General features: G+C 62.4%; 13 protein-coding genes. 5 read left to right on the top strand and 8 right to left on the bottom strand.

Annotated features, from left to right (window positions below; all coding sequences use genetic code 11):
• Nucleotides 1-37: 37 nt before the first annotated feature.
• From ACFO3E_RS11545 to ACFO3E_RS11535, 3 genes are read left to right on the top strand one after another with little or no spacing between them, the layout of a single operon-like run.
• Complete coding sequence (locus ACFO3E_RS11545) at nt 38-358, top strand: hypothetical protein (protein WP_380804839.1); 321 nt, start codon at nt 38-40, stop codon at nt 356-358.
• Complete coding sequence (locus ACFO3E_RS11540) at nt 355-1,941, top strand: PepSY-associated TM helix domain-containing protein (protein ID WP_380804836.1); 1,587 nt, start codon at nt 355-357, stop codon at nt 1,939-1,941. The genes ACFO3E_RS11545 and ACFO3E_RS11540 overlap by 4 nt, the downstream gene beginning before the upstream one ends.
• Nucleotides 1,938-2,228 carry a hypothetical protein gene (locus tag ACFO3E_RS11535; RefSeq protein WP_380804833.1) on the top strand — a complete coding sequence of 97 codons (291 nt, stop codon included), beginning with the start codon at nt 1,938-1,940 and terminating at the stop codon, nt 2,226-2,228. Before ACFO3E_RS11540 ends, ACFO3E_RS11535 begins: the two co-directional genes overlap by 4 nt.
• A gap of 2 nt (nt 2,229-2,230) precedes the next feature.
• On the opposite strand, the gene ACFO3E_RS11530 is transcribed toward ACFO3E_RS11535, so the two are convergent.
• Nucleotides 2,231-3,046 (bottom strand): DUF1206 domain-containing protein, encoded by an 816-nt coding sequence (locus tag ACFO3E_RS11530; RefSeq protein WP_380804831.1) that lies wholly within the window; start codon nt 3,044-3,046, stop codon nt 2,231-2,233.
• Nucleotides 3,047-3,167: 121 nt separating this feature from the next.
• Here ACFO3E_RS11530 and ACFO3E_RS11525 point away from each other — a divergent pair, with 121 nt between their 5' ends.
• The gene (locus ACFO3E_RS11525) at nt 3,168-3,953 is read left to right on the top strand and encodes an SIMPL domain-containing protein (RefSeq protein WP_156518683.1); all 786 of its coding nucleotides are present in this window, start codon (nt 3,168-3,170) and stop codon (nt 3,951-3,953) included.
• Here ACFO3E_RS11525 and ACFO3E_RS11520 read toward each other — a convergent pair.
• The 7 genes from ACFO3E_RS11520 to ACFO3E_RS11490 all read right to left on the bottom strand — a co-directional run bounded on the left by ACFO3E_RS11520 (nt 3,946) and on the right by ACFO3E_RS11490 (nt 11,713).
• Nucleotides 3,946-4,671 carry a dienelactone hydrolase family protein gene (locus tag ACFO3E_RS11520; RefSeq protein ID WP_066531188.1) on the bottom strand — a complete coding sequence of 242 codons (726 nt, stop codon included), beginning with the start codon at nt 4,669-4,671 and terminating at the stop codon, nt 3,946-3,948. The genes ACFO3E_RS11525 and ACFO3E_RS11520 overlap by 8 nt on opposite strands.
• 15 nt (nt 4,672-4,686) lie before the next feature.
• Nucleotides 4,687-5,460 (bottom strand): 3'(2'),5'-bisphosphate nucleotidase CysQ, encoded by a 774-nt coding sequence (locus tag ACFO3E_RS11515; protein ID WP_066531186.1) that lies wholly within the window; start codon nt 5,458-5,460, stop codon nt 4,687-4,689.
• Nucleotides 5,457-7,370 carry a sulfate adenylyltransferase subunit CysN gene (cysN, locus tag ACFO3E_RS11510; RefSeq protein WP_380804827.1) on the bottom strand — a complete coding sequence of 638 codons (1,914 nt, stop codon included), beginning with the start codon at nt 7,368-7,370 and terminating at the stop codon, nt 5,457-5,459. Before cysN ends, ACFO3E_RS11515 begins: the two co-directional genes overlap by 4 nt.
• Before the next feature lie 122 nt (nt 7,371-7,492).
• Nucleotides 7,493-8,404, bottom strand: coding sequence for a sulfate adenylyltransferase subunit CysD (gene cysD, locus ACFO3E_RS11505; protein WP_066531762.1), 912 nt, complete (start codon nt 8,402-8,404; stop codon nt 7,493-7,495).
• Between the two features lie 106 nt (nt 8,405-8,510).
• Entirely contained in the window at nt 8,511-9,131 is a 621-nt protein-coding gene (locus ACFO3E_RS11500; protein ID WP_197486362.1) for a TetR family transcriptional regulator, read from the bottom strand.
• 89 nt (nt 9,132-9,220) lie between these two features.
• Entirely contained in the window at nt 9,221-10,906 is a 1,686-nt protein-coding gene (locus ACFO3E_RS11495) for an MFS transporter (RefSeq protein WP_335676159.1), read from the bottom strand.
• Between the two features lie 48 nt (nt 10,907-10,954).
• On the bottom strand, nt 10,955-11,713 hold the full coding sequence (locus tag ACFO3E_RS11490) for an enoyl-CoA hydratase (RefSeq protein WP_066531175.1): 759 nt from the start codon (nt 11,711-11,713) through the stop codon (nt 10,955-10,957).
• A 70-nt stretch (nt 11,714-11,783) separates the two neighbouring features.
• Between ACFO3E_RS11490 and ACFO3E_RS11485 the strand changes: the two genes are divergently transcribed.
• Nucleotides 11,784-12,767, top strand: coding sequence for a bile acid:sodium symporter family protein (locus tag ACFO3E_RS11485; RefSeq protein WP_380804822.1), 984 nt, complete (start codon nt 11,784-11,786; stop codon nt 12,765-12,767).
• Nucleotides 12,768-12,803 lie beyond the last annotated feature (36 nt).

Raw genomic sequence — 12,803 nt, 5'->3', positions numbered from 1 at the left:
ACTTGCATCATATGGTTGTCGCTCTATGAAGGGGCCGATGATGAGGAAAGTCATCCCCGGAACAGGCCGCCGTTGGAGCTGCATCCTGCTTGCCGGACCGGGTGCGGTTTTGGTCACCGTGGTCGTGATGGCGGGCATGGCACTGTGGCTGCCCGGCGGACGGGCGGGAATCGACAATCTGGTCCTGCCGCTGGTGGCGGCGCCGCTGATCTGGGCGACGCTCTTCTTTCATGCCTGCCTTGATCGCAGCGTCGGCCGCATCGCGCTTGTCGCGCTGTTCCTGCTGGTCAGCCACGGAGGGCTGCTCGCGCACAAGTTTCTCGACCGTACGGCAGCAGCGAAGGTGGCAGGCAAATGATCCATCTCCCCAAGAATGAAACGAAGCTGATGGTCGCGGTCCATGGCTGGTCGGGAATATTGCTGGGGCTGGTCCTTTATGCCGTGATCCTGACCGGCACGGCGGCGGTGTTTGCGGAGGAGATCGGCACCTGGTCCGCCGGTCACGTATCGACCAGTTCAGCCTTTGAACGGCCGATCGGCAAAACCGTGGAAAGTCTGGGCGCACAGACGCCGTCCAAATATCATGAAGGCGTCGATCTGTTCGAAGTCGGCGACCATGAGCTGGGCGCCTTTTTCCATCGGCACGAAACCGATCCCGACGGCACATTTGTGAGCCGCGGTATTTCTTATCAGGTCGATCGCGACGGGCGAGTGGTGGACCGGCAGAGCGGAACCGGCGAAGAAGTGTTCGGCCCACACAATGATGACGCGCTGAGCCATTTCCTGGTCGATACGCATGTGCGGCTGCACATCCCGAACCCCTGGGGGCTTCTGCTGACGGGCATATTGGGCCTTGCGATGCTGGTGGCGGCGATTTCGGGACTGATGATCCACCGGCATCTTTTCAAGGATATCTTCACCCTGCGGCCCAGGGCCAATCCGGTGCTGTTCAACCGGGACCGGCACAGTGTTGCCGGGACATGGAGCCTGCCCTTCGCCTTCATCCTCGCCTTCACCGGCAGCTTCTTCTCCTTCTTTGGAACGGTCGGGGTGCCCATAGTCGCCATGGCCGCCTTTGGCGGCGATGTTCAGGCGCTCAACGACACAGTGTTCGGCAATCCGGGTAAGCCCGACCCACGGCCTGCGGCGACCAGCGGCCTTGACCGGATCACGAGCGATGCGATCCATCGGACGGGTGAGATCCCCACATTCGTCACGATCGAGAATTTCGGGCGGGCCGACGCCAAGGTCACGACCTTTCATCCGCCCGAGGAAAGCGGCGTTGTCCCGATCAGCCTGCTCTATGATGGAGCGGACGGTGGTTTCAAACAGGTCAAGCCGTTGATCGGCGCGACGCCATCGGCAGGGGGCACACTCGCCGCGATCATGTCGCCGCTGCATTTCGGCAATTTCGCGGGGCTGCTCTCCAAAGCGATCTGGTTCGGGCTGGGCTTTGCGATGTGCTATGTGACATTGACCGGCCTTCGCCTTTGGGTCGTACGGAGAGCGATCGAAGCGCGAACGCTGGGATGGCTCGATCGCCTGGTGACGATTATCGGACTTGGCCTGCCGTTCGCGCTACTATGTACGGTTGCTGCATTTTTCCTCACCACATCGTCTGGACAGGCGTTGTTCTGGACGCCTGCCGGTTTCCTGATTGCGTCAGCAGCGGCGATCCTTGGCGGCTTTTTCTTGCGTGATCGGGAGAAGCTCGCGCCGCTGATGGAGGGCGCGATCGGCGTTCTGCTGCTTGGCCTGCCGTTGCTGCGCTTGCTCATGGGAGGTCCGGGCTGGGGCGTTGCAATCCGTGAGGGGCAACCGATCATCGCTGCGGTCGATAGCGCGCTGTTGCTGGCCGGAGGCTGGGTAATTGCGCGGGTCGCTTCGCGGCGGGCGGAGCGGATCGCTCGTCAGCCTGCGTTCCTCCAGGCCGCCGAATGATGACCGCACTGACGTTCGCCGCCACGCTAGCCTCTATCATCTTCATCCTCTTGCTTGCGCTTGGCGACCCCAAGCGCAGACGAGCTGCGGGGCTGAGCGAAGGTCATGACAAGGCGAGACGCTATTTTCATGTGCTGGGGGCTGCGGTGCCGGGCTTGCTGATCGCGCTCACCGGAGACGCGGCGATGTGGCTGATCTGGTTCGGCGGCTGCGCGGTCGGAGGATGGGCGATCGCGCTATGGTTCGCCAGCGGGGCCGAGGCGAGCGCTCGCAAAAGCAAGGGATAGGCTCAGATCCTTGGCGTGACGACACGGAGGTGACGGTAGCGCGCCTCCACCAGACTGAAGACACCGAAGAGCGCAAGACCCGTCGCGACGGCCAGCAGCAGCAAGGGTCCGTGATCCTGCGCGCGCAGATGCCGCAACGCCGCGCCCAATCCTCCTGCCTCTTCCGGATTATGATGGATGACCACATTCAGCAGGAACCAGGCCATGAGGGCGAAGACGAGAGCCCGCGCGGCATAGCCGACGCGGCCCAACAGACGCACCTTGTCAGGCGCCGGAACATCGCCTGCAAGCTCATCGAACCGCGCCCTATACGCCTTAATCGCCTGCGCGGCCGCGGTCGCGAACAGCAGCAGCGCGGCGAGTCCCAGGAGCACAGGCCCGGCAGGCTGTTCCATCAGCCATGCCGACCAGTCCTGGACGGCTTCATCGCCTGGCGCGCCATTGGGAGAAGGGGAGTTGCGCGTGGCAAGCCTGACCGCGGCGGCCGCGAGGCCGATGTGAATGATGCCGCTCAAGGCATAGCCGGCGCGTTCGAATTTGCCCTTCATGCTTTGTCCGCGATGTTCGGGATCAAGCGCCGCTTCGGTCAGCCGCCAAAAGGCGTAACCGGCAAATCCGAGTGCGCAGAGAAGCAGCAACAATTGGCCGCCGGGCGCATCCGCGACTGTTCCCATTACCCCTTGGTTATCGCTCGGTCGCCCGCCGTTTAGCGCTGCGTCGATCGCGACCACGCCGATCAGCAGATAGACCAAGCCTCTCGCCGCAAAGCCTAGTCGAGCGAAGACGGTCAGCCAGCCCGCCGGGGATTGTCGCATCATCTTCATCACGCCTCCGACCCCTCAACGCGAGCAGGGCGACGAAGTTGCGATGGATGAAAGAAGCCTTGCAACCGGAAGCGGACACACACGTTGCGCTTCGACAATGATGGAGAAAATGCTGATGAAAAGCTTTGCCTTTTTGGTCATTGCGGCAAGCGTCGCTCCGGCGGTCCAGGCGCAGCTTCCGACAGCGAGCCCGGTTCTGACGCCTGAGGAGACATTGCTGGTCGTCAGCGGAGAAGGGCAGAGCCGCCGCGTGCCCGATGTCGCCATGTTTTCAGCGGGCGTGGTGACGCAAGGCAAGACAGGCGGCCAGGCGCTAGCCGCCAATGCAACGCGCATGGATGACGTCGTGAAAGCGTTGAAGCGGGCGGGGATCGCGGATCGCGACATCCAGACGTCGGCGCTTTCGCTGCAGCCGCAATATTCCAATCCGGAACAGGAAGCGCAAATCCGCGCCCGCATGACGCGCGAACCCTATGTCGCGCCGGTTACACCACAGCCTCCCCGAATCATCGGCTATGAGGCGCGCAACAATGTTCAGGTGCGGGTGCGCAAGCTAGGCGAGATGGGCCGGATCATCGACACGCTGGTCTCGGAAGGCGCCAATCAGGTGGATGGGCCGTCCTTCACGCTGGATGAGCCCAAGGCGGCGCTTGACGAGGCAAGGGTCGAGGCGGTGAAGGAAGCGCGGTCGCGCGCCGAACTCTATGCGCGTGCTGCGGGCTTGCGGATTTCACGCATTCTGTCGATCAGTGAAGGCGGCGGCTATTATCCTCAGCCCATCTTCGTGACGGGACGGATGGCTGGCGCGCCGCCTGCTCCGCCGCCGCCGCCGAGCCCGGTCGCGCCGGGAGAGTTGACGCTGGGCGCGACGGTATCGGTGCAGTTCGCCTTGACTAGGTAGCGGGCCTGTTCAGCGTCGCGTCGAGGAAAGCCGTGGCCTGGGCCCAGGACAGGCGGTCGAGCAGCGGATCGTAGCGGATGCCTTCGAAATTCAACGTCGCCGCTTCGGGGGCGGTGAAGGAGTGGTAGCCCTCACCATAGATGGTGAGTTGCCAGTCCGCTTGCGCTGCAGTCATTTCTTCCTGGAAGCGGCGGACATCTTCTTCGCGGACGAAGGGGTCCTTCGCGCCGGTAAGGACCAGCAGTTGCGCCTTTACCTTGCCAGGTTGGGCTGGCCGGGCGGTGCTTAGCAGCCCGTGGAAGCTGACGACGGATCGCACGTCGGCACCGCTGCGCGCCAGTTCCAGTACGCATTGGCCGCCGAAGCAATAGCCGATCGCGCTGATACGTCCTGCGTCCACTTCTGGGAGCGCGCGAAGGGCTTCATATCCGGCGAGAATACGGCCGCGCAGCAGATCGGGTTGTTCCTGATATTGCTGGAATAGCGGCATATAGTCGAGGTCGGGGCCCGCGAGTCCGAGCCCGTACAGGTCGGTGGCGAGCGCGATATAGCCGAGTTTCGCCAGGTCCTGTGCCCGCTCACCCGTCTGCCGGTCGGGGCCAAGAGCCGAATGCATCACCAGGACGGCAGGATGAGGGCCAGGACCGGCGGGCCGCGCGAGGCGGCCCGACAGCTTTAAACCGTCATGCGCATAGTCGAACGGCTCAAGCACGCTCATCCCACGTTCCTCTCTTCAGGCGTCGATCCGTACCTCCGCGATCAGGCCCAAGACATTTTGAGCATGTTCCTTCCGGCAGATCAGCAGGTCGGGCAGATACACGTCCTTTTGGTTATAGACGAGCGGGCTGCCGTCGATGCGCGAGCAATGGAGGCCGTGCGCCTGCGCGACCGCGACGGGAGCCATGCTGTCCCATTCATATTGGCCGCCCGAATGGAGGTAGATGTCCGCCTGACCCAAGATCACGGCCATCGCCTTCGCGCCTGCCGACCCCATGGGCACCAGCTCCGCATCGAGCCGTTCGGCCACCGCCACCGCTTCCTTGGCGGGGCGGGTGCGCGATACGACCATACGCAGTTTTTCGGGCGCAGGCGGCAGCGGACGCGGCTGATCGGAGCGCAGCACGGTCCCGGTGCCAGTGCCGGTGAGGTCCAGGCCCGGCAGTGCGACCGCGCCCAGCACGGCCTCACCATCGACCGCCATGCCGACATGCACCGCCCAGTCGGACCGCTCTTCGCCATATTCGCGGGTGCCATCGACCGGATCGACGATCCACACCCGGCTCTTGGCGAGCCGGTCGGGATTGTCTTTCTCTTCTTCGGACAGCAGCCCGTCCTCCGGACGCACTTCGCGCAGGGCATGGACAAGGAATTGGTTCGCCGTCTGGTCGCCCGCCTTGCCCAACGCCTTGGCGCTGAACAGGCCGGATTCGCGGACGTTGATCAGGATCCTTCCTGCGACCTCGGCGAGGTGCGCGGCAAGATCGCCATCGCTCATCTCTTGGCTCATGGGATCAGCCTTGCGATGATGAGGTCGGCGGCCTCGTCTGCGGTCATACCAGTGGTATCGATGCGGATTTCCGGATCCTCTGGCGGCTCATAGGGGCTGTCGATGCCGGTGAAGTTCTTCAGCTCCCCAGCCCGCGCCTTCTTGTAAAGGCCCTTGACGTCGCGTGCCTCAGCTTCGGCCAGCGGGGTGTCGATATGCACTTCGACAAACTCGCCCGGCTGCATCATCTGCCGCACCATTTCGCGCTCCGAACGGAAGGGCGAGATGAAGGCGGTGATGACGATCAAGCCCGCGTCGGTCATGAGCTTCGCCACCTCACCCACGCGCCGAATATTTTCCACACGGTCAGCATCGGTGAAGCCCAGGTCCTTGTTGAGGCCATGGCGGACATTGTCGCCATCGAGCAGGAAGGTGTGGCGGTTCATCCGCGCGAGCTTCTTTTCGACAAGATTGGCGATGGTTGACTTGCCCGCACCCGACAGGCCCGTGAACCACAGCACCGCAGGCTTCTGGTTCTTCAGCCCCGCATGGAACTCGCGGGTAACGTCGGTCGCCTGCCAATGAACATTCTGCGCCCGCCGCAGCGAGAAGTGCAGCATACCCGCAGCCACGGTCGCATTGGTGATCTTGTCGATTAGGATGAAGCCGCCAAGCGTCCGGTTCTGCTCATAGGACTCGAACACGATCTGCTTGTCGGTCGAAAGGTTCGCGACACCGATGGCATTCAAGTCCAGCGTCTTGGCCGCCAGATGCTCCATCGTGTTGACGTTCACCTGATATTTGGGCTGCTGCACCGTCGCGGTGACAGTTTGCGTGCCTACCTTCAGCCAATAAGGACGCCCCGGCAGCATTTCCTCGTCCGCCATCCAGACGATCGTCGCCTCGAACTGGTCGGCTGACTGGGGTGGATTGTCTGCGAGCGCGATCACGTCGCCGCGCGAGCAATCGATCTCGTCGGCAAAGCAGATCGTGACGGACTGCCCCGCAACCGCCTCGTCCAGATCACCGTCCAGCGTGACGATGCGCGTCACCGTGCTGGTCTTGCCCGAAGGCAGCACGCGCACGGCGTCCCCCGGCTTCACCGTGCCGGTCGCGATCAGGCCGGAAAAGCCACGGAAATCAAGGTTCGGGCGGTTCACCCACTGCACCGGCATGCGGAAGGGCTTTTCCGCATCGGTCGCGCTGTTGACTTCGACGGTCTCCAGATGCGCCATCAGCGCCGGGCCCTTGTACCAGGGCGTGTTTTCCGACGGGCCGGTGATATTGTCGCCCTTGAAACCCGAAATCGGCATGGGCACGAAATGTTGGATGCCGATCGAGCGAGCGAATTCGGTATAATCCTTGACGATGCCGTCATAGACCGCTTGGTCATAATCGACCAAGTCCATCTTGTTGATGGCCAGTACGATGTTCCGGATGCCGATCAGGTGGGCAAGGTAGCTGTGGCGCTTGGTCTGCGTCAGCACGCCCTTGCGCGCGTCGATCAGGATAACGGCGAGGTCAGCGGTCGAGGCGCCCGTCACCATGTTACGCGTATATTGTTCGTGGCCTGGCGTATCGGCGACGATGAACTTGCGCTTTTCGGTGGCGAAGAAGCGATAGGCCACGTCGATGGTGATGCCCTGTTCGCGCTCGGCGGCGAGGCCATCGACCAGCAGCGCAAAGTCGATTTCCTGCCCCTGCGTGCCCACGCGCTTGCTGTCCGCTTCCAGCGCGGCAAGCTGATCCTCGAAGATCATCTTGCTGTCATAAAGCAGGCGGCCGATCAGGGTCGACTTGCCGTCGTCCACCGACCCGCAGGTGATGAAACGCAGCATCGTCTTGTGCTCATGCACCTTCAGATATTCGTCGATATCTTCGGCGATGAGGGCATCGGTCTTGTAAATGGGTTCGTCGAGTGTGTCGGTCATTGATCTTGTCCCGTCATGCCAGCGCAGGCCGGCATCTCGTTGATCTTTGGGAAGGTTCTGGTGGCCTGAAATCCCAGCGTTGGCTTCGCCGCCCTTGCGGGTCGCTGGGATGACGGCTCAGGTCAGAAATACCCCTCCTGCTTCTTCTTCTCCATGCCCGCGCCGCCTGCATCCTTGTCGATGGCGCGGCCCTGGCGTTCGGACGTTGTGGTCAGCAGCGTTTCCTGGATCACTTCAGGCAGCGTCTGCGCCGTGCTTTCCACAGCTCCGGTCAGCGGGTAGCAGCCAAGCGTCCGGAAGCGGATTGACCGCATCACAGGCTCCTCGCCGGGCTGCAGCGGGAAGCGATCGTCATCCACCATCAGCAGCATGCCGTCACGCTCCACGGTCGGTCGTTCCTGCGCGAAATAGAGCGGCACGATCGGCACATTGTTAAGGTGGATATATTGCCAGATGTCCAGCTCGGTCCAGTTGCTGATCGGGAAGACGCGGATGCTCTCGCCCTTGTTCTTCTTGGCGTTGTAGAGGTTCCACAGCTCCGGCCGCTGGTTCTTCGGGTCCCAGCCATGCGACGCCGTACGGAAGGAAAAGATGCGCTCCTTGGCACGGCTCTTCTCTTCATCGCGGCGTGCACCGCCAAATGCCGCGTCAAAACCATAGAGGTCGAGCGCCTGCTTCAGACCTTCGGTCTTCCACATGTCGGTATGCAGCGGACCATGGTCGAACGGATTGATCCCCCGTTCTTGGGCTTCGGGGTTATGATAAACCAGGAGTTCCATGCCGCTTTCACGCGCCATGCGGTCGCGCAGTTCGTACATCGCCTTGAACTTCCAGGTCGTATCGACGTGGAGCAGGGGGAATGGCGGGGGCGAGGGATAAAATGCCTTGCGCGCCAGATGCAGCATCACGGCGCTGTCCTTGCCCACGGAATACAACATGACCGGCTTTTCAGCCTCGGCCACAACCTCTCTCAAAATATGAATGCTCTCCGCTTCCAGGCGCGCCAGGTGGGTGAGCGTTTTGCTATCTGTCATCGTCTTTCCAGCCTTTCGACCTTTCGAATGACAGAAGGCGCGAATCATCAAACCTCCCAAATGGGAGAAAATCGTGAAAGGGCTTTTTCCGGCACTGGAGCCCGTCTTATTCAGGTACGGTAATCGGAGTAATAGCGATGGTGCCTAAATCCGCTTCGTAGCCCAGAATGATACGTTCCAATGTCGGACGGTAATCGCCTAGGATGTCAGGCCAGGGCACGTGGCGCCCTTCATCATCCACGGATAGGCTTTCCAGTGCTTCCCGTCGCATCATGCTGATCGCCGCGCCGATGACCACCTGATTAATCTCGACATAGGCGTAGACGGCGGTCGACGGCGGTATGCCCCTGGCCTCCAGCATGCCCAATACCCGGCGGGAATAATCGAAATTGTGTTGTTCGGGTTCCTTGGCCATCAGATTGGTGATGAGATGCGGCAGCGACCGAAACAGCCGATATGTAATTGTCGCATGCTCGCGCAGAATGTCCTGCCAGCTTTGCCCTTCATCCTTGATGAGCGCCTGCCCGACCAGACGCTGAGCCACCAGTTCAAGGAGATGGTCGCGCCCCCGCACATAGCCGTAAAGCGTCGCTACGCCTGTGTTCAGTCTTTCGGCGACGAGGCTCATTTCCAGTTTCGCAATGCCGACTTCACAGGCCGCATCGACGATCGCGTCCAGAGTCAGCCTCCGGGGACGCCCAACCGTCCGTTTTGCCTGCCTTGGCATGCCGCTCTCCAACATTGAAACAGGCGAACTCTAACGCGCTCGCCGATATTCACAACGAAAGCTGCACACCATGCCCCTATCCCCATGATCTAGGGGAGAAAAATATCGATCGCCTCGTCCCGGCGATCGGGCGTGTCTGCGCGCCACCGCACGGAGCCCGTCGGCCTTTCAAGCCGCCGCCGGACCCGCCCCTCATTGCCACCCTTGTGGAATATGTTGACGGTGTCCTCCATCTGGCGGTCCGCGATCGTCATGCGGTCGCGCTGGCGAAGATAATCGCCCCATGTCGGGCAGTGATAATGTTCGGTCCATAGCTCCGGGTCGGCGATGTCGCGCGCTAACGACCAGCCAAATGCGCCGCTGCGTAGCCGCGCGCTGCGCAATTTCTGGATGGCGGCGTAAAAATCCCGCGCCTGGTCCCTATCGACCCGATAGTCGATCTCGATAACAACAGGGCCGCTGCGGGGGGTAAGGGCCAGACCCACCTGTGGCTGATGGGTCAATATGCTTTGTTCCAGTCCATCGGGCAGGGATCGAGCCAAGGGAATGGCGAAGCCCAACAAGGCGCTCAAGGCCATTGCGGTCCCGGAAAGGACCATCGCATCCCCCGTCCCGACCGCCGCGGCGACAGACCCCCAGCCCCATGCGCCGATCGCAAGACCGCCGGTCAGCGCTGAACCATAGCAGGCGAGCGCACGGGCCGTGACCCAGCGGGGGGCGGACATCTGGACGGCGACATTGAACTGCGCAACCAGGATCATCCAGGCCGCACCCGCCACCATCAACGCGCCGCAGGTCAGGACGACGTGCGTACTGATCCCGGCAAGGATGATCATCGCGCCCAATAGGACAGCCAGGAGACGCGCCGCCTGCTCAAGCCGAAGCCTCTGGCGCACCAGATCCAGTCCCATCGCGCCCAGCACCGCGCCCACGCCATAAGCGCCCAGCAACAGGCCATAGGTGCTCGCTGTCCCCTGCAGCAGATCCTTTGCGATCAGCGGCGTCAATGCCGACACGGAGGCGCCTGCCAGACCCACGACATGCGTCCGTATCAAAACGACGCGGATTGGCGGCGAGTGCACGACATAGCGGATGCCTGAGACGATCGCACGGTCGATCCGCTCGGGCGGCAGGCGGGAAGGCTTATGGGCGCGCTCCCATCGCAGGAAGGCCAGGACCAAGGGCAAATAGAAGAGCGCGTTGGCGGCAAAGGCCGCCATCGCCCCCAGCGCGGCGACGATGATGCCTCCTATAGCCGGGCCAAAGCTGCGCGCTACATTATAGCTGATCGAACCAAGCGCTATGGCGGCAGGCAAATGTTCCTCGCTGACCTGTTCGCCGATAGACGCCTGCCAAGCGGGAGCGAACAACGCGACGCCTGCGCCGATCAGGAAGCAGAAGAGGAGCAATATCCAGGGAGAGATCAGTTCGGCCCAGGCCAGCAGTGTGAGGCAGATCGCCATGGCGCAGGCGAAGGCGAGGCCCGCGAGCGCAACCTTGCGGCGGTCGAACATGTCGGCAATCGCTCCGGCGGGTAGAGCGACCAGCATCAGCGGCAGCATGATGGCCGTTTGCACGAGCGCAACCATCTGCGGCGAGGAAGTAAGGCGCGTCATCAGCCAGGCTGCGCCGACACCTTGGATCAGTTGGCCGAAGTTGGAAAAGAGGCTGGCGATCCAGATCGTGCGGTAGGTCCGCTGGCGCAGCGGCTCCAGCAGAGTGAAGCGGCTACCCGTGGGCGCGGTTTCCGACATGGCTTGGGCCTCTTCACTCATCCGCCTTCTCCCTTTTCCATCTTTTATTGGCGGAGCCTCTGCGCCGGTTCAACCGCGGCGGAAAACAGGAGCGCGCTTTTCGAAGAAAGCGGCGAAGGCTTCCTGCGCTTCAGGCGATCCCAGCATGTCGCGGAACAGCCTGGCTTCCTCATCGATCCTCTGAAGCAGCATGGCCGGATCGCCTTTCAGCAGGCGCCGGGTGGCCGCGAGCGCCTGGGGCGGCTTGCTCATGAGAGCCGCCGCCTTTGCGCGGGCGTGGTCCAGCAGAGCGTCGGCAGGGACGATGGCAGTGACGAGCCCAGAGCGATCGGCCGTTTCCGCGTCCATCGGCTCGCCGAGGAGCAGCATAGCGGCAGCCTTCGCATGGCCCATGGTGGCGGGCGCGAGCAGGCTGGAGCCCGCTTCCGGCACGATGCCCAGGTTGACGAAGGGCATGATGAAGCGCGCGTCGGGCGCCGCATAAACAAGGTCGCAATGGAAGAGCATGGTCGTGCCGACACCTACCGCCAAGCCCTGAACAGCGGCGACGATCGGCTTGTCGAAGCTCGCGATGGCGCGGATGAAGGCGAAGGCGGCTTCACCGCCTTGGGGGCCTTGGGTGAAATCCTTAAGGTCGTTGCCCGCACAAAAGGCGCCTCCCCTGCCCGTTATCAGCACTGCGCCAATATCAGAGCGCCCTGAGGCGTCGGCAAGGGCGGCGGTCATGGCATGGTACATGGCGGCGGTCAGGGCGTTTTTCTTGTCCGGACGATCGATATGGATCTCCAGGACGCCACTCTCTTCTATCAGTTCAATTGCATCGCTCATGATCGTCTCCGTGGCCTGACCATTGGCCAGCGTCTATCCTTTTCCTGCAAGACTGCCTACAGCCGCGCGTATGAGCCGTCTTCGGGAAATTGCCGATCCCTTCCTGCTGCTGCTTATTGCAATGGTGGCGCTGGCCTCCTTCCTTCCCGCGCGGGGTGAAGAGGCGCATATAGTCGGCATTGCCGCCGACGCAGGGATCGTACTGCTGTTCTTCCTGCATGGAGCGAAGCTGTCGCGTGACGCGATCTGGAGCGGGGCGAAGGCGTGGAAGCTGCACCTGGCGACGCTGGGGACGACCTTCGCGCTGTTCCCGCTGATCGGCTTGGCAACGCAACAGGTGGAGGCGATCCCGACGCCGATGCGGGCGGGACTGCTGTTCCTGACGCTGCTGCCTTCAACGGTGCAGTCGTCGATCGCCTTTACCTCGATCGCCCGGGGCAATGTGGCGGCGGCGGTGGTGAGCGCGTCCTTTTCCAACCTGCTGGGGATCGTGCTGACGCCGTTGTTGGTGGCGCTGCTAATGCAGAAGAACATGGGCGGCGGGACGGGCAGCCTGATCTCCCTGTCGGCGGTGGAAGGGATCGTGCTGCAACTGTTGCTACCATTCCTGCTGGGCCATCTGGCGCGGCCGTGGATCGGCGGGTTCGTGGAGCGGCACCGGGCGATGCTGGGGCGAGTGGATCGGGGGTCGATCCTGCTGATCGTCTATTCCGCCTTCAGCGCCGCTGTGGTCGAGGGGTTGTGGCACAAGGTTTCGCGGGGAGAATTGCTGCTGCTGGCGCTGCTGTCCATCGCGATATTGATCGTGGTGCTGCTCTTCACCTGGGGGTTGGGACGGGTGTTGGGGCTATCGCGGGAAGATGCGGTGGTGCTGCAATTTTGCGGGTCGAAGAAGAGCCTGGCGACCGGGGTGCCGATTGCGGGAGTGCTATTTCCCGCAAGTGCGGCAGGGCCGATCCTGCTGCCGGTGATGCTGTTCCACCAGATTCAGTTGATCGTTTGTGCTGGATTGGCGCGGCGGTATGCCAAAGTAGCGAGTGAAATAGCGAAATAAAATTGTCTGAACGGCCCTAGCTGTTATACACATGTA

The sequence above is a fragment of the Sphingobium tyrosinilyticum genome (assembly GCF_042654265.1).
In the GTDB taxonomy this organism is placed as follows: Bacteria; Pseudomonadota; Alphaproteobacteria; order Sphingomonadales; family Sphingomonadaceae; genus Sphingobium; species Sphingobium tyrosinilyticum.
Note: the sequence above shows the minus strand (reverse complement) of the source record. Positions and strands in the feature narration are given on the sequence as shown.

Coding starts and splice junctions, on each gene's coding strand:
- ACFO3E_RS11500 (WP_197486362.1), bottom strand. CDS start 9,131: ATGCCAAGGCAGGCAAAACGGACGGTTGGGCGTCCCCGGAGGCTGACT.
- cysN (WP_380804827.1), bottom strand. CDS start 7,370: ATGACCGACACACTCGACGAACCCATTTACAAGACCGATGCCCTCATC.
- ACFO3E_RS11530 (WP_380804831.1), bottom strand. CDS start 3,046: ATGATGCGACAATCCCCGGCGGGCTGGCTGACCGTCTTCGCTCGACTA.
- ACFO3E_RS11495 (WP_335676159.1), bottom strand. CDS start 10,906: ATGAGTGAAGAGGCCCAAGCCATGTCGGAAACCGCGCCCACGGGTAGC.
- cysD (WP_066531762.1), bottom strand. CDS start 8,404: ATGACAGATAGCAAAACGCTCACCCACCTGGCGCGCCTGGAAGCGGAG.
- ACFO3E_RS11520 (WP_066531188.1), bottom strand. CDS start 4,671: ATGAGCGTGCTTGAGCCGTTCGACTATGCGCATGACGGTTTAAAGCTG.
- ACFO3E_RS11490 (WP_066531175.1), bottom strand. CDS start 11,713: ATGAGCGATGCAATTGAACTGATAGAAGAGAGTGGCGTCCTGGAGATC.
- ACFO3E_RS11515 (WP_066531186.1), bottom strand. CDS start 5,460: ATGAGCCAAGAGATGAGCGATGGCGATCTTGCCGCGCACCTCGCCGAG.
- ACFO3E_RS11540 (WP_380804836.1), top strand. CDS start 355: ATGATCCATCTCCCCAAGAATGAAACGAAGCTGATGGTCGCGGTCCAT.
- ACFO3E_RS11535 (WP_380804833.1), top strand. CDS start 1,938: ATGATGACCGCACTGACGTTCGCCGCCACGCTAGCCTCTATCATCTTC.
- ACFO3E_RS11485 (WP_380804822.1), top strand. CDS start 11,784: ATGAGCCGTCTTCGGGAAATTGCCGATCCCTTCCTGCTGCTGCTTATT.
- ACFO3E_RS11525 (WP_156518683.1), top strand. CDS start 3,168: ATGAAAAGCTTTGCCTTTTTGGTCATTGCGGCAAGCGTCGCTCCGGCG.
- ACFO3E_RS11545 (WP_380804839.1), top strand. CDS start 38: ATGATGAGGAAAGTCATCCCCGGAACAGGCCGCCGTTGGAGCTGCATC.